The following is a 16,486-nucleotide window of genomic DNA, read 5'->3' on the forward strand; positions in this document are numbered from 1 at the left end:
CATAAACAATATGAGCATTTTAACACAATACTTTAACACCAAACATAATACCGCGCCTTTTTCGCAAATTAAAATCGAAGATTATGTTCCTGCTTTCAACGAAGGAATTGCTTTGGCTAAAGCCGAAATTGATGCGATTGTAAATAATCCAGATGTACCTACTTTTGAAAACACCATTGTGGCAATGGATTATTCTGGTGACATTTTAGATCGTCTTTCTAGTATTTTCTTCAATTTAAATTCGGCTGAAACGAATGACGAAATGCAGAAAATTGCGCAAGAAGTTTCGCCTCTACTTTCAGAATTTGGAAATGACATTCGTTTGAATGCAGATTTATTTGCGAGAGTAAAAGCAGTTTATGATCAAAAAGAAAGTTTGAATCTGAATCCGGAACAAACAACTTTATTAGATAAAAAATACAAAAGCTTTTCTAGAAACGGAGCCAACTTGCCAGAAGACAAGAAAAACCAGTTAAGAGAAATCGACAAAGAATTATCAAAATTGAGTTTACAATTTGGCGAAAATGTTTTGGCAGAGACGAACAACTTCGAGTTGCATTTAACAGATGAAAAGGATTTGTCAGGTTTGCCAGAAGGAACAATTGAAGCAGCTAGATTATTAGCCAAAAATCAGGAAAAAGAAGGTTGGATTTTTACTTTAGATCATCCAAGTTATATTCCGTTTTTGACTTATGCTGACAATCGTGAATTGCGAAAAAAAATGGCGATTGCTTTTGGAGCAAAAGCATTTCAGAATAACGAATTCAACAATGAAGAAAACGTTTTGAAAATTGCTAAACTTCGTCATGAAAGAGCCAATTTATTAGGTTACAAAACACACGCGCATTTTGTTCTGGAAGAAAGAATGGCTGAAAGTCCAGAGAAAGTTTTCTCTTTCTTAAATGATTTATTGGCAAAAGCTAAACCAGCGGCTCAAAAAGAATTTGCAGAATTAACTGCTTTCGCGAAAGAATTGGACGGAATAGAACAATTAGAAAAATGGGACGGTGCTTATTATTCTGAAAAATTAAAACAACAGCTTTTTAATTTAGACGATGAAAAGCTTAAACCTTATTTTCAATTAGAAAAAGTTTTAGACGGTGCTTTTACAGTTGCCAAAAAATTATACGGTTTAACTTTTACAGAAGTTTTTGATATTGATAAATACCACGAAGAAGTTACCACTTATGAAGTAAAAGATGCTAATGACAATTTAGTTTCTATTTTCTACGCAGATTTCTTCCCAAGAAAAGGAAAAAGAAACGGTGCATGGATGACTTCATTCAAATCGCAATATGTGAAAGACGGCGTAAACGAAAGACCGCATATTTCTAACGTTTGTAATTTCACGAAACCAACAGAAACAAAACCTTCATTATTAACTTTTAATGAAGTAACGACTTTATTCCACGAATTTGGACATGGTTTGCATGGAATGCTGGCTGATACCGTTTACCCAAGTTTATCTGGAACTTCTGTTTACTGGGATTTCGTAGAATTGCCAAGTCAGATTATGGAAAACTGGTGTTATGAGCCGGAAGCTTTGGCTTTGTTTGCGAATCATTATGAGACGGGAGAAATTATTCCGATTGAATATGTACAGAAAATTAAAGAAAGTGCAAGTTTCCAAGAAGGTTTAGCAACGCTGCGCCAATTGAGTTTTGGATTATTAGATATGGCATGGCACGGACAAGATCCAACCAATATTACAGATCTAAAAGCTTTCGAAACTGAACAATTTGCTAACACACAATTGTATCCAGACGTAAAAGAAAATGCTATGAGTACAGCATTTTCTCATATTTTCCAAGGAGGTTATTCTTCTGGATATTACAGCTACAAATGGGCTGAAGTTCTGGATGCGGATGCTTTTGAATATTTCCATGAAAACGGAATTTTCAACGAAGAAATTGCTAAGAAATTTAAAGATAACGTTCTTTCAAAAGGAGGAACAGAACATCCAATGACTTTATACAAACGTTTTAGAGGTCAGGAACCAAAACCGGAAGCTTTGCTGAAAAGAGCGGGATTGCTTTAATTTTAGATTTTAGACCCGATAGCTATCGGGATAGATTTCAGATTATAACCGAAGTAGAAATGCTTCGGTTTTTTATTTGTTTTACTTTAACTATCTTCGCATTTTTTAAATCTTAATCTTACAAAAATAAGTCGTGAAAAAATATTTTAAAATAGCGTTTTACCTTGCCATTATCGGGTTAATTGCGGTTGTTACAGTAAATTATTGGGTAAAATCTTCAACCGAAACCAAGATTTATTACTCAATTAAAAAGTTACCTAAAAATGATGTGGGAATTATTTTTGGAGCAGGAATTAACGGAGATCAGCCAAGCAAATATTTAAAAGATCGTTTGGATGCCGGAATTATGCTTTGGAAAGCAAAACGTATCAATAAAATTTTACTTTCGGGAGATAATGGCCGTGATGAATATGATGAATTAACTGTAATGAAAAATTACTGCTACAATCAGGGCGTTGATACAACCAAAATATTTGTTGATTATGCAGGTTTTGATACTTACTCAACAATGTATCGTGCTAAACATATTTTCAAAATTAAGAAAGCCACTTTAATCTCTCAGGAATATCACTTAAACCGCGCGGTTTATATTGGTAACAAATTAGAAATAAAGTCAGTTGGTTTTTCTGCTAATAATGGAGAATATTTAGGATATAAATATGTTACTTTTAGAGAATATCTTTCCGTTTTTAAATCTTTCTTTGATGTTCTAAGAAATCGCGAACCTCGTTTTTTAGGCGGAGAGATTAATATTAACGGAGAATCGAACTATTCTAAAGAAGATAAACGATAAAGAAAAAACCAGAAACATTTCTGTTTCTAGTTTTTTCTAACTTAAAATTTCTTCATGTTTAACAACATACGACAACGCTTCTTTTACAATTTCATTTAAGTTTAATCCTTTTTTAGAAGCTAAAAGAGCTATTTTTTGATGTAACTCTTGAGACACTCTCACATTAAAAGATCCTTTATATGTTTTATCTGGAACTTTATTCAAGACTTTGCATGTCTCCAAATAATCATCAACAGCTTCTTTAAAAGATTCTTCCAATTCTGTAACAGAAGAACCTTCAAAGGTTATTAAATCATTTATACCTTGAATTTTTCCAAAGAATATTTTATCGTCTGCAGAAAATTCTAATGTACCAATGTATCCGTTATATTCTAAATAGTTTTTCATCTTACAATTCCAAATGTTCAATAATAATATCAAGCTGATATCCCTTCAAAATTTTTTGTGGATGTGGTTCATGTAGACTTATAATCACTTTATTTTCATTCACAAATTTTCTTCTTGAACCACCTGTCTTTCCTTGTGAAATCTGATTATAACCAAAATGGTTCAAAACTTTTAGCATTTCGTCCCAAGAAAAATCTTTAGGTTTTGACTTCAACCTTTCGATAAGTTTATCAATTTTACTCATACAAATTTATCATTAAAATCCAATTCGTAACTATATTTTAGTTGCAAATTAAAAAATAAAGAGTAAAAATAAGAAAAATCGCTCAAAAAAATAGTGGTTTAAAAATATTTAAAGAAACAGAAATCATAAAAAAGACCTGATAAAAATATCTTTACAGGCCTTTACTAATAAAAACTTTTAATATTTGTAATTGACTATTCTTTCTCTAAAACTCTTTTAGCTAATTTTCCAACTGTAAGTCCTTGTACAACAATTGAAAATAAGACCACGATATAAGTTACTTCAAGTAAAAGGTTTTTATATTCTCCTTCAGGCATAGAAAGTACCAAAGCAATCGAAACCCCGCCGCGAATTCCGCCCCAAACCAAAACCATCAAAGAACCTTTATTATAAGCAGATTTAATTCCGAAGAACTTAAAAATGTCGAAGAATTTCCAAGGCAGAACTATAGAAGTCAATCTTGAGAAAAGAACAATAAAAATAGCTACAAATCCTGTTAGCAATTGTTTGTTTAAATCTGGAAGTAATAACAATTCAAAACCGATAAATAAGAATAGAACCGCATTTAAGATTTCGTCGATAAGTTCCCAAAACTTTCCTAAGTAATCTTTAGTTACTTCGCTCATCGCAACTTTTTTACCATAGTTTCCAATAATTAATCCGGCAACGACCATCGCCAGCGGACTTGAAACGTGTAAACTCTGCGCAACTAAAAATCCGCCCGTTACAATCGAAAGTGTTATTAAAACCGAAACTTTATAATCGTCGATTTTCTTCATGACTTTTGATGCTGTAAATCCAAAAACAGCTCCTAATAAAAGTCCACCAATTCCTTCTTTTGCAAAAAGCCATGCGATAGAACTAAAACTCACATCAAATGTTGGGTCGGTTGCCATTTTAAGAACAACAGCAAACATTACTACCGCTACTCCATCGTTAAACAAGGATTCTCCAACAATTTTAGTTTCTATTCTTTTAGGAACTTTAGCTTCTTTTAAAACACCCAGCACCACGATTGGATCGGTTGGAGAAATCAGTGTTCCAAAAACCAGACAGAATACGTAAGGAATATTGATTCCTAAAAACGGTGCGATATAATATAACAGCATCGAAATAATTAACGCAGATAATACAACGCTTACTGTAGAATAAATCATGATAGGCACTTTCTGTTCTTTCAAATCAGCCATATTTACGTGCAGTGCTCCAGCAAATAAAAGAAAATTCAACATTGCTCCCATTAAGATTTCATTGAAATCAAATTCTTTTATTAAATCAAAAAAATGTCTTGTAGTAGCAGGAAAATAAGAATCTCCCAGTAAGCGAATTCCAACTGAAACCAACATGGCAATAATCATGATTCCTATAGTTCCCGGAAGTTTTAAAAATCTTAAATTCAAATAGGCGAAGAAAGAGGCTAGTACAATAAGTACTGAAAAAGTGTAGTATAATTCCATAAATTGTGATTTTTACAAAAATATCTTTCTCATTATTTAATTTAAAATTTCAAGTACTGAATTAACATAACTTTATAATTTTCAGAAAAACATTCTTAAAACCCCTAACTCCTCAAAAGAAAACAAACAATAAATCGAAAAACCGAAGCAATGCTTCGGTTTTTCATCTTTTGGAGCAAAATCAATAAAACACCTTTGTGTATTATTTATTGTTACGAACAAACTCATCAAACTGTTTTAGTTTAAGTGATTCTGTTTCTTCTATACGTTGTACTTTCAGATTAGCATTACCTGTATTTTTCCCTGTTACAGGTTTAGGTTTTGTTGTGTATAAGTAAGACTCAAAAATATGGCTTAAATACAAAGGCGATTTTCCTATACCGCGGGTTTTATCAAAGTTTTGAGATTGATGACAAGTAAAACAGTTTACCAAATTGCCGGCATTAATTTTATGAATGCTGTCTTTAAATGTCTGCGTATAAGTTTCCATTGTAATATTGGCCAAATTTGAAGAGCCTCTTGCCAATGAATCTGGAAGCACACTTGATATTTGTCTTTTTACAATTGCTTTCGCCTGATCTGAAGGAGACATTCCATCAGTATCCAGCCAAATTGAGCCATTGTAAAAGTAATTTTTGAAAACATCATTTAGTTTTGAAGCTACACATTTATTAATAAAATCAATATTATTAAAATTAACTGGCTCTGACTGGCTTGTTTTCATGTACGCATTAGTTTCAACAACCTTTGGAACTCCATATTCATAAAGAACAAATGCTTTACCCGGCACTAATGGTTTCTTATTAGTTCTATCCCAGGTAATACTTTTTAAGCCTGAATCTGTACCGCTTTCATAAAGCAGTTTTTCATCCTTTGATGTTACAGAATTATTTTTCCAGTCATAAATTGGAGCCATGTCTTTATGCTCAAAAGTAGCCCAGATAAATTCAGGATGATTTTTTACAACTCCTACAACATGCATTCCCAATAATGCAACCGATTTTGCTTCGTATTGTCCGGCTTTATTTTTAACTGCAGCTTTAGTAATAAAGTAATCTCCTAATTTTTCTTTTGGAATTGAAGCTGTGCTGATCCATGAAACTTTTAATTCAAGTGAACCAACCGGAAATGTTTCCAGATTTGAATAAGGTGTTTTTCCGCTGTTGATTTCTGAAGCTGCAATAATTGCTTTATCAAATAATATTTTGTTTACGTGTATAGAATAAAAGACAGTATCGCCAGCAGTTTTTCCCGGAACAACCTTTGGATTAGAGACTAAAACACCAGCCGGACCTGCCTGAGCAATTGAGGTTAAAACCAATTTTACGCCTAACTGCGGACTAACACGTTCCATTTCTGGAGTAACAATATCTAAAGAATCTAAAAACAGCGGATTGCCGCTTGGCAGAGGTTTTGTTGCCCATAAAAATTTTTGCCATGACCATTGATGAAAAATACAATTGGTAGTGCTTGAAGAATCAAATGGACTTCCGTCGCCTTCTGCTGGCGCGGGAGTCTGCTCATGCGGAAACCAGCTGGCTTCGCAATTGCAAGATTCAGCTGCATTATCGGCATACGCGGTTTTATCCATTATTTTTTCTTTATTCAAAAAAAATAATGACCCCGCTGCTGCTGTAAGAGCAACTGCTGTGGTTATAATTGTTTTCTTTTTCATTTTTGAGATTTATTTTTTGGGTAATAAAAAAGGGCCGTCTAAACTAGACGACCCTTTAAATCAAAACAGTAACCAAATCAGGAACTCTATTAAATTCCTAATCATATCGTTTTTGGAGTTATTAAAATTTGGGGTCTTTTTTTATGCCAACTCAGCTTGTAAATTTGCAGCAGCTTTTACTGGTACGTTTTCAATATCATGTTGATAATATGAAAAACCTCCTGTTCCATTCCATGAACCATCAATCGCTAAATGAGCATCAAAATCTGCTAAAAAAGCACCAATTGCAGGAGGAGGGAAAGTGTGAACATACTGTCCTTTTAAACTCACAACTTGAGTAAATTGTCCAAATCCAGTTGCATATATTTTTCCAGTTACCGGAACAACAATATGGCTATCAGGGCCATGTACAGCCTGAGTAATTACTACTGTACCAGAAACAGAATTTTGTGATGGTACAACAACTAAACTAAATGATGCAATTGGAGCACCTGGTGTTCCAACATTTCCAATTGTGCCTTTTGCTAAGTAAGCACCTGCTAATAAATCTGACATAACTTTTCGTTTTTGGTTTCCTACTCGTATGGCTTTTCGGATCCGCCTCGTTTTTTTTAGTGGGTTCTGCTCCACCTATTTGATTTGTTTTATTATTTAATTGCTTACCAACATTTTAAATAATAGGATTGGGTTTATTTCTATACCAAAACTATATTAGATAGATAGACATAATTAAAAAAATGTTATGAAATGAGAATTCTGAGTCATAAAACTCGAAAAAGATGACACAAGAAAAAATAAGCTGTTTTTATTTTTTTCAATTATCTTAAAAATGACTTTCAAAAACACCGTAAAACGAGTCCTTCAGATAGTCCTCAGCATCCGCTCGTAGAAGGTCTTACACAAATAGGCAATACAACTGTACGGCTCAAGGAACTGTCATTGTAACTAAAAGTTAAATTACCAGGAATACTTTTAAGTGTAAGAGTAACCGCAGCAATTCCAGTCCAAACATTTAAATTATCATCGTAAGGCAAAGGCGGGTCATTATAGGCAAATTCTACATTAATTGAAGTTATAATTAGCTTGCCGCTATATTGCGGATCAACAGGCAGTATACTCCAGCAGATTTTACTGCCAGACACAACGCAAGTCTGTAATTGATCAGTGCCTTCAAATTCAGAATATTTACTTCTGTTATCAACTACATAACAGCCTTTTTCTGGATTGTTTGTATACAACATATTAACATCAACCCATACTTGGATAAAGACAGTACATGTTGACGGAGCAATTTTAGATTTTCTTATTTCTTTATTACTTTCAATCACAGTATTAATTTATTGAGTTTAACCAACTGCTGTCAATTTTATTCTTAATGAATGTCATGTAAAATATTTTCAATAATAAAGAATTAGTACCTCCGAGGAAACTAGGAGGTACTAATTTGTAATACACTTAAAATATTATGCGGTGCATGTTAAAAATGGGTCCCACCAGTAATACTGCATAGGTGCCCCCCCAACAGATACTCCTATTTTAATTTGATAAGTACATTGTCCTTGAACCATAGCAGTTCCTAACCACTGATATGATCCTGTCGCCTGTGGTGCCGGCCATCCCCAATTTCCAAAAATATTTGTACCATTAGAAATCTCAAGACCAACAATTTGAACAGTATCTCCCTGTTGTCCAGCGGCATCAATAGGAAAAACATTAAATGCGATTCCAAAACCTGCTGTAACTTGTGAAGACAGCTCAAGTCCACCTTCTCCTGTACTTCCGCCAACTGCATTATTATCCATCATATAAATACCAGTTCCTGCGTATGGACCAGAAGTCTGGCTATATAAAAAGACTGTATCAACTGCAATATTGATTACTCTTGCAGGAATTACAGAGCTTGCGCTAAAAGCTAAATTTGTTCTATTATTCATAGTTTTATTTTTTAATTAATTATTAAGCAGTAACAGGTATAATAGTTACAGGCAGAGTTACTGTTATAGATTGCCCTCCTCCATTATAGCTGAATACTATATTTGAATTAACATTTCCTCCAACAGTTGATGTTGTAAGCTGTCCTGTAAACATATTAGGAGATCCTGGAACTGGAGCCGGCGGAGTCGCCCATCCAGATTGAGCTCCAACCTGAGTAATTGCAAATTCATTAGCAAACTGAGGATCGATTGGTAAAACCGACCAGCATACATTACTACCAGTGATTACTTTAGTAGTTAAGTTTGCCGAACCTTCACCAGTTGATTGCTGGCTTTTGTTACTAACAGCATAACATCCATTAGTACTTCCTTGTTTTAGTGAATTGACATCTGCCCACACTTGAACAAAGACCGTGCATTGATTTGTAGGTATTGACATTGTTTTTTGGTTTATTTTCCTTACTCATAAGGCTTTTCAGGTTCCGCCTCGTTTTTTATAGTGGGTTCTGCTCCACATTTAAATCAAGTAGAAAATAGATCTTGGGCTAGCTTAATTATATTTCCACGAACGAAATTATATTACAATTCTTACACACTAGTAAAAAATGTCATAAAACACAAAATATTATGTATGAACTACTTAAAACAACAACACTAAAACTATTCTTACACATACCAAAGCAAAAACTTTTAAACTTTCAATTATTTTTGAAAGTTTAAAAACTTTTACTTACATTTGATCCATGGAATTCAAAGAAGCAAAAAATAAGTTTGTACAAACCTGGGGAGCATTAGGTTCTCAATGGGGAATTAATAAAACGATGGCACAGATCCACGCTTTATTAATGGTTTCAAACGAACCTGTTTCTATGGAAGAAATTATGGAAGAATTGCAAATTTCCCGCGGAAATGCCAGTATGAACCTGAGAGGTTTAATGGATTGGGGAATTGTTTATAAAGAATTTAAAGCTGGAGAAAGAAAAGAGTTTTTCACAGCAGAAAAAGATCTGGATGAACTTGCGGTAAAAATATCCAGAGAAAGAAGTAAAAGAGAAATTAAGCCTACTCTAAAAATCTTAAAAGAAGTTTCGACAATAGAACCAAAAGATTCTGCTGAAGAAAAACACTTTGTAGATCAAACAGAAAAACTATATGATTTCGTTTTAAAAGTTGACAACATGCTTGACAAAGTAACAGAAATGAATGAAAACTGGCTGGGCCGTATGGTTATCAAATTACTCAAATAAAAAAATTTAATTCAAACTTTCATTTTTTTCTGAAAGTTTAAAAATTTAAAAACAATTAAAATGGATTTCTTAAAAGCAGAATGGAAAAATTTAGCCTTATTTAATTATGAGGTTGATAGAGAAATTTTAGAAAAATATCTTCCAGAAGGAACAGAAATCGATATTTGGAACAACAAATGTTATGTCAGTCTGGTTGGTTTTATGTTTAAAAACACCAAAGTTTTAGGCATTAAAGTTCCTTTTCATGTTGATTTTGAAGAAGTCAATCTGCGATTCTATGTAAAACGTTTTGAAAACGGCGAATGGAAACGCGGTGTGGTTTTTATTAAAGAAATTGTACCTAAAAAAGCCATCACATTTATTGCCAATACTTTGTATCAGGAACATTATGAAACTCAGAAAATGAGACATGAAATTATTGAAAGTAACAATACCAATACTTTTATTTATCAATGGAAAAATGACAAAGAATGGAATACAATTGAATTAGAAACTAAAAATGTATTGACACAAATTGAAACTAATTCTGAAGCTGAATTCATTACAGAACATTATTTTGGATATACAAAAATTGATCAAGAAACTACTTTTGAATACGAAGTTATACATCCAAGATGGGAACAATATGAAGTCTTAAATCATCGTATTGATATTGATTTTGAAAAAAATTATGGACGTGATTTCGGATTTCTTCAAACTCAAAAACCAACTTCTGTATTTCTGGCTAAAGGATCAAAAATTACCGTAAAAAATAAAAGAAAACTGCAGGTTATTCCTGTTCTGGAAGAAATGTATTAAACCTTGTAAATCTGGAAATCATGAATTATAATATTATTGGGTATTTTATTTATCTCATCATAACTATTTTCATTATCCTAAAAGTTGGAAAAATCTGTTACAAAAACGGAAATGTTTTTGTTTTAGAGCTAATTCCAAACCATGCCGATCTCTGCCAGAAAATAAATCAGGTTTTACTTCTCGCCTATTATCTTTTAAATATTGGCTATTGCGCTATGACTTTAATTTCCTGGCAAAAAATTATTTCATCCACCCAATTAATTGAAACGATCTGCATAAAAACAGCTGTTATAATTTTTATTATTTCAATTCTGCATTATCTCAACATTTTAATTATAACTAAATACGCTCAAAAACTAATTCATAACAACAAAAACTAAATATTATGGAAACTACAAAAATTTTAATTGGTTACGGAATCTATTTGCCAGTCGCTTTATTATTAACATATTACGTTTCTAAAACCCTTTTTAAAAACGGAAAAATCTTTATGCTTGATATATTTAAAGGGCGTGAAGATATTGCACAGGCAACCAACAAACTTTTTGAAACCGGATTTTATCTTTTAAACATTGGTTTTGCCTTAATGATTTTAGAAATGCAGTTAAACCGCGACAGTTATCAGGAATTAATTGAAAATTTAAGTTACAAAATTGGAGGATTTTCTATTTATCTTGGTATCATGTTATTCTTCAACTTATATTTCTTTTTTAGAGGAAAAAGAAAAGCTAAAGAAGCTCAGAGAGAAGAAAGATTAGTTTTTAAAGCCTAAAAATAGTTTGCCACGAATTTCACTAATTTTCACTAATTATTTTTAATGCAGATTGTACACATTTTAAAAATTGGTGTAATTCGTGTGATTGCTTCACCTGTTCGCTATCGCTCGGGTCGTGGCTAAAAAAAACTCAAATGAAAAAACTCATTATAGCAGCCGGAACAGGTTTTCTCGGACAAGTTTTAGTCCATCATTTCAAAAATAAATTTGACGAAATTGTAATTCTGACTCGAGGAAAATCTCAGTCAATTAACGGTATTAAATACGTAAACTGGAATGCCGGAACTTTTTCAGGCTGGGAAAAAGAATTAGAAAACGCAACGGTTTTAATTAATCTGGCAGGAAAATCTGTTGACTGTCGTTATACGAAAAAGAACAAAAAAGAGATTCTTTTATCCCGAATTGAAAGCACCAAAATTCTAAATAAAGCGGTTTTAAATTGCCAAAATCCACCGAGACATTGGCTGAATTCATCAACGGCAACCATTTATCGATATTCTCTTGACAAAAAAATGGATGAAGATGATGGTGAAATTGGAAATGACTTTTCTATAAATGTTGCACTTTCATGGGAAAAAGCATTCTTTAAAACTGAAACTCCAAAGACTTTAAAAACTGCTTTGCGAACTTCTATTGTTTTAGGAAAAAATGGCGGCGCATTGATTCCGTTAAAGACTTTGGCAAAAATTGGTTTTGGAGGAAAACAAGGAAAAGGCATTCAGTTTGTGAGCTGGATTCATGAAGACGATTTTGCCAATGCAATTGATTTTATTATTGAAAAAGAAATGACTGGCGTTATTAATATTGTTTCTCCTAAACCTATTCGAAATGTTGATTTTATGCAGAAACTTCGAAAAGCAGTTGGCTTTCCATTCGGAATTTCGATGAATAATTTCTTTCTGGAAATCGGATCTTTTATTATTCGAACAGAAACAGAATTGGTTTTAAAAAGCAGAAATGTAGTTCCGAAACGTCTTTTAGAAAATGAATTTCAATTTAAGTTTGACACTTTAGAAAAAGCTTTACAAAATTTAATTTAAGCATTTTTGTCATTTCGACGAAGGAGAAATCTCCTCAAGCAGCTTTACAAAGATTGGCAAAATTCGATAAGGAGCCTCTAGCGAAGATTTCTCCTTCGTCGAAATGGCAAGATTGTGGCAGCAAATCGCACCGGAGGGTCACGCCCAAATTATTTTTATAAAAACACAATCATCAGCCACCAAAATATTGGAACACTTTCAACCCAAAAGGAAGTGTAATATTTAGAACGATTTGAGTTGGCAAAAAAGATAAATAACATCAGCATGATGACCATGATAAGATTTATAATTGCATCGTGATAATTGAATGTTGAAATAAAAACTTCTAAAAACCAAAACGGAATCAGAAGTAAAAATCCTAAAAGTTTTGTTTTCTTAACGCCAATTGTCTGCGGCACGGTTTGCAGATGCGGATCGTCGTTTGCCAAATCGATAATTTCGAAAACCAATATCAAAACAAAAACCAATACAAATCGCTGAATGCATTTGATGAGGAAATCTGTTGTAAACGGAATTTCGGCATTTATTAAAGGCAGAACCAAAGTCGCACCAACCCAGCAAAGCGCTACAATATAAATTTTTACGCCTGCCCAATTTCGGGCATTTCTTCGGTTTGGGAAAAACGGAAGTGTATAAAGTGCGGTAATTAAAAAAATTACAACAGACACAATTTGAGTAATCCGCTTTAAATGAAAAAAATAATAACCGACCAAAATCACAGAAATAAAACTTAAAACGGCGATAATTTTTAATTGAGTCCCAATTGGATTTTTCTTTACGCGGACTAATGCGTCATATTTTACGAAATTATATCCTACAATTGTTCCAAAGAAAACAAATAACGCCATTGGCGCATCGTATTGAATATGAAACACATGAAACGTAATTCGAACTAAAGCATAACACGATAAAGCCACGTGAATACTGCTGTTTAAATAAAAATTAAATATTTGTTTTAGAAGTTTCATATCCCGAAATCTAATCAATTGGTAACAAATCAACTCTTTAGTTAGAAAATTGACAAAAATTGAAGTTAAAAATACCCATTAAATTATTAATAATACTTAATTTTGCGCCACAAAAAAACAACACATTTACTATAAAATGTAATAAACCTTGTGTAGCATGAGATTACGTCAAATAAAACACCCGGCAAATTACTTTTGATCTTTAAAAAATAGACTGCTACAAATGAAAACAGATGCTTTTGCTTTAAGACACATTGGTCCAAGAGAAACAGATCTTCAACACATGTTACAAACAATTGGTGTTGACTCGATTGAACAACTTGTTTATGAAACCCTTCCGGACGATATTCGTTTAAAAGCTCCTTTGAATTTAGATCCTGCTATGACAGAATACGAATTCGCAAACCACATTCAGGAATTAGGAAAGAAAAATAAAGTATTCAAATCCTATATTGGTTTGGGTTATCATCCAACAATCGTTCCGGCTCCAATTCAGAGAAACATCTTTGAAAACCCGGGATGGTATACAGCTTACACACCTTATCAGGCAGAAATTGCTCAAGGTCGTCTTGAAGCTATCTTAAATTTCCAGACTACTGTTATCGAGTTAACAGGAATGGAAATTGCTAACGCTTCTTTATTAGATGAAGGAACTGCAGCTGCAGAAGCTATGGCGTTATTATTTGACGTTCGTACGAGAGATCAAAAGAAAAATAATACACACAAATTCTTCGTTTCTGAAGAAATTTTACCTCAGACTTTATCTGTACTTCAAACACGTTCAACTCCAATTGGAATTGAATTAGTTGTTGGTAACCACGAAACATTTGATTTTTCAACTGAGTTTTTCGGAGCTATTTTACAATACCCAGGAAAATATGGTCAGGTAAACGATTACGGTGCTTTTGTTGCTAAAGCAAAAGAAAATGAAATCAAAGTTGCCTTTGCTGCTGATATTTTATCATTAGCTGCCTTAACTTCTCCGGGAGAAATGGGAGCTGCAGTAGTAGTTGGAACAACTCAGCGTTTTGGTGTACCAATGGGTTACGGAGGTCCTCACGCAGCATATTTTGCGACTAAAGATGAGTACAAACGTTCAATGCCGGGCCGTATTATTGGAGTTTCTGTTGATGCAAACGGAAATCGTGCTTTACGTATGGCTTTAGGAACTCGTGAACAGCACATTAAACGTGAAAAAGCAACTTCTAATATTTGTACTGCTCAGGTTTTACTAGCAGTTATGGCCGGAATGTACGCTGTTTACCACGGACCAAAAGGATTGAAATACATTGCAAACAAAGTTCATGCCTCTGCAGTTACTACTGCTGAAGCTTTAAATAAATTAGGAGTTTTCCAAACAAACACAGCTTTCTTTGATACAATTTTGGTAAAAGCTGATGCTCAAAAAGTAAAAGCGATTGCTGAGAAAAACGAAGTAAACTTCTTCTATCCTGATGCTGAATCAGTTTCGATTTCATTAAACGAAACAACTTCTGTTTCAGACATCAACCAAATCATTGCAATTTTTGCTGAAGCTTTAGGTAAAGAAGCAGTTACAGTTTCTGAATTAACTACAGCTAGTCAATTACCGGCTTCGTTAGAAAGAACGTCGTCTTTCTTAACGCATGATGTTTTCAACAATCATCATTCTGAAAGTCAATTGATGCGTTACATCAAAAAATTAGAGCGTAAAGATTTATCATTGAATCACTCAATGATTTCATTAGGTTCTTGTACAATGAAATTGAATGCTGCTTCTGAAATGCTGCCTCTTTCAATGCCAAACTGGAACAGCATTCACCCGTTTGCACCAGTTGAGCAAGCTGAAGGTTACATCACGATGCTTAAAAAATTAGAGCAGCAATTAAATGTAATTACTGGATTTGCCGGAACAACATTGCAGCCAAACTCTGGAGCTCAGGGAGAATATGCTGGATTAATGGCGATTCGTGCTTACCATTTATCAAGAAACGAAGGTCACCGTAATGTATGTTTAATTCCATCATCAGCTCACGGAACAAATCCTGCTTCTGCAGCGATGGCCGGAATGAAAATCATTGTTACGAAAACGACTCCTGAAGGAAATATTGACGTAGAAGATTTAAGAGAAAAAGCAATTGAGCATAAAGATGATTTATCTTGTTTAATGGTAACCTATCCTTCTACTCACGGAGTTTTTGAATCTTCGATTATTGAAATCACTAAATTAATCCACGAAAACGGCGGATTAGTATATATGGATGGTGCAAACATGAACGCGCAGGTTGGATTAACAAATCCTGCTACAATTGGCGCTGACGTTTGTCACTTAAACTTACACAAAACATTTGCTATTCCTCACGGTGGCGGCGGGCCTGGAGTTGGACCAATTTGTGTGAACGAAAAATTAGTTCCGTTCTTGCCTACAAATCCAATCTTAAAAGTAGGCGGAGAACAAGCTATTACTGCTATTTCATCTGCTCCTTACGGATCAGCTTTAGTATGTTTAATTTCTTACGGTTACATTACAATGATGGGAGCTGAAGGATTAAAAAGTGCTACAGAACATGCAATCTTGAATGCTAACTATATGAAATCTCGTTTTGAAGGCCACTACCCAATTCTTTATACTGGAGAATGTGGAAGAGCAGCACACGAAATGATTTTAGATTGCCGTGCATTTAAAGAAAACGGAATCGAAGTTGGTGATATCGCAAAACGTTTAATGGATTACGGTTTCCACGCTCCTACGGTTTCTTTTCCTGTTGCCGGAACTTTAATGATCGAACCAACAGAATCTGAAGATTTAGCTGAATTGGATCGTTTTTGTGATGCACTTATCTCAATCAGAAAAGAAATTGAAGCTGCAACTGCTGATGACAAAAACAATGTATTGAAAAATGCACCTCACACATTAGCAATGTTAACTTCTGATTCTTGGGATTTCCCTTATTCTAGAGAAAAAGCGGCTTATCCATTAGAGTATATTGCTGACAATAAATTCTGGCCATCAGTTCGCCGCGTAGACGACGCTTATGGTGACAGAAACCTGGTTTGCAGCTGTGCTCCTATTGAAGCTTACATGGAAAACTAAAAAATAGTTTTACACATATTCAAACCCGGCAGGTTCTAGAAACTTGTCGGGTTTTGT

General features: G+C 33.7%; 17 protein-coding genes. 8 read left to right on the plus strand and 9 right to left on the minus strand.

Annotation, left to right across the window (positions count from 1 at the left end):
* Nucleotides 1-10 precede the first annotated feature (10 nt).
* The gene (locus tag FJOH_RS02240; RefSeq protein ID WP_012022521.1) at nt 11-2,038 is read left to right on the plus strand and encodes a M3 family metallopeptidase; all 2,028 of its coding nucleotides are present in this window, start codon (nt 11-13) and stop codon (nt 2,036-2,038) included.
* Between the two features lie 133 nt (nt 2,039-2,171).
* Nucleotides 2,172-2,831, plus strand: a complete 660-nt coding sequence (locus tag FJOH_RS02245) for a SanA/YdcF family protein (RefSeq protein WP_012022522.1) — start codon at nt 2,172-2,174, stop codon at nt 2,829-2,831.
* Between the two features lie 36 nt (nt 2,832-2,867).
* On the opposite strand, the gene FJOH_RS02250 is transcribed toward FJOH_RS02245, so the two are convergent.
* From FJOH_RS02250 to FJOH_RS02285, 8 genes are all read right to left on the minus strand, one after another.
* Nucleotides 2,868-3,218 carry a type II toxin-antitoxin system HicB family antitoxin gene (locus FJOH_RS02250; protein ID WP_012022523.1) on the minus strand — a complete coding sequence of 117 codons (351 nt, stop codon included), beginning with the start codon at nt 3,216-3,218 and terminating at the stop codon, nt 2,868-2,870.
* A 1-nt stretch (nt 3,219) separates the two neighbouring features.
* Nucleotides 3,220-3,462, minus strand: coding sequence for a type II toxin-antitoxin system HicA family toxin (locus FJOH_RS02255; protein ID WP_012022524.1), 243 nt, complete (start codon nt 3,460-3,462; stop codon nt 3,220-3,222).
* Nucleotides 3,463-3,656: 194 nt separating this feature from the next.
* Nucleotides 3,657-4,919, minus strand: a complete 1,263-nt coding sequence (locus tag FJOH_RS02260) for a cation:proton antiporter (RefSeq protein ID WP_012022525.1) — start codon at nt 4,917-4,919, stop codon at nt 3,657-3,659.
* Between the two features lie 202 nt (nt 4,920-5,121).
* The gene (locus tag FJOH_RS02265; RefSeq protein WP_012022526.1) at nt 5,122-6,594 is read right to left on the minus strand and encodes a hypothetical protein; all 1,473 of its coding nucleotides are present in this window, start codon (nt 6,592-6,594) and stop codon (nt 5,122-5,124) included.
* Between the two features lie 141 nt (nt 6,595-6,735).
* Complete coding sequence (locus FJOH_RS02270) at nt 6,736-7,149, minus strand: DUF1842 domain-containing protein (protein WP_012022527.1); 414 nt, start codon at nt 7,147-7,149, stop codon at nt 6,736-6,738.
* Nucleotides 7,150-7,466: 317 nt separating this feature from the next.
* Nucleotides 7,467-7,922, minus strand: coding sequence for a hypothetical protein (locus FJOH_RS26145; RefSeq protein ID WP_052295171.1), 456 nt, complete (start codon nt 7,920-7,922; stop codon nt 7,467-7,469).
* Between the two features lie 135 nt (nt 7,923-8,057).
* Complete coding sequence (locus FJOH_RS02280; RefSeq protein WP_012022529.1) at nt 8,058-8,528, minus strand: hypothetical protein; 471 nt, start codon at nt 8,526-8,528, stop codon at nt 8,058-8,060.
* 22 nt (nt 8,529-8,550) lie between these two features.
* On the minus strand, nt 8,551-8,967 hold the full coding sequence (locus FJOH_RS02285; RefSeq protein WP_012022530.1) for a hypothetical protein: 417 nt from the start codon (nt 8,965-8,967) through the stop codon (nt 8,551-8,553).
* A 304-nt stretch (nt 8,968-9,271) separates the two neighbouring features.
* Here FJOH_RS02285 and FJOH_RS02290 point away from each other — a divergent pair, with 304 nt between their 5' ends.
* The 5 genes from FJOH_RS02290 to FJOH_RS02310 all read left to right on the plus strand — a co-directional run bounded on the left by FJOH_RS02290 (nt 9,272) and on the right by FJOH_RS02310 (nt 12,388).
* Nucleotides 9,272-9,775 carry a GbsR/MarR family transcriptional regulator gene (locus tag FJOH_RS02290; RefSeq protein ID WP_012022531.1) on the plus strand — a complete coding sequence of 168 codons (504 nt, stop codon included), beginning with the start codon at nt 9,272-9,274 and terminating at the stop codon, nt 9,773-9,775.
* A 60-nt stretch (nt 9,776-9,835) separates the two neighbouring features.
* Nucleotides 9,836-10,573, plus strand: coding sequence for a YqjF family protein (locus tag FJOH_RS02295; RefSeq protein WP_012022532.1), 738 nt, complete (start codon nt 9,836-9,838; stop codon nt 10,571-10,573).
* Nucleotides 10,574-10,593: 20 nt separating this feature from the next.
* Nucleotides 10,594-10,953 (plus strand): hypothetical protein, encoded by a 360-nt coding sequence (locus FJOH_RS02300; protein ID WP_012022533.1) that lies wholly within the window; start codon nt 10,594-10,596, stop codon nt 10,951-10,953.
* 5 nt (nt 10,954-10,958) lie between these two features.
* Nucleotides 10,959-11,345, plus strand: coding sequence for a hypothetical protein (locus FJOH_RS02305; RefSeq protein ID WP_012022534.1), 387 nt, complete (start codon nt 10,959-10,961; stop codon nt 11,343-11,345).
* Between the two features lie 137 nt (nt 11,346-11,482).
* On the plus strand, nt 11,483-12,388 hold the full coding sequence (locus tag FJOH_RS02310; RefSeq protein ID WP_012022535.1) for a TIGR01777 family oxidoreductase: 906 nt from the start codon (nt 11,483-11,485) through the stop codon (nt 12,386-12,388).
* Nucleotides 12,389-12,543: 155 nt separating this feature from the next.
* Here the strand turns inward: FJOH_RS02310 and FJOH_RS02315 are convergent, their stop codons facing one another.
* Nucleotides 12,544-13,356, minus strand: coding sequence for a UbiA prenyltransferase family protein (locus tag FJOH_RS02315; RefSeq protein WP_012022536.1), 813 nt, complete (start codon nt 13,354-13,356; stop codon nt 12,544-12,546).
* Between the two features lie 223 nt (nt 13,357-13,579).
* Between FJOH_RS02315 and gcvP the strand changes: the two genes are divergently transcribed.
* On the plus strand, nt 13,580-16,429 hold the full coding sequence (gene gcvP / locus FJOH_RS02320) for an aminomethyl-transferring glycine dehydrogenase (protein WP_012022537.1): 2,850 nt from the start codon (nt 13,580-13,582) through the stop codon (nt 16,427-16,429).
* The last annotated feature ends 57 nt before the right edge of the window (nt 16,430-16,486 follow it).

The sequence above is a fragment of the Flavobacterium johnsoniae UW101 genome, from assembly GCF_000016645.1.
Lineage (GTDB): Bacteria > Bacteroidota > Bacteroidia > Flavobacteriales > Flavobacteriaceae > Flavobacterium > Flavobacterium johnsoniae.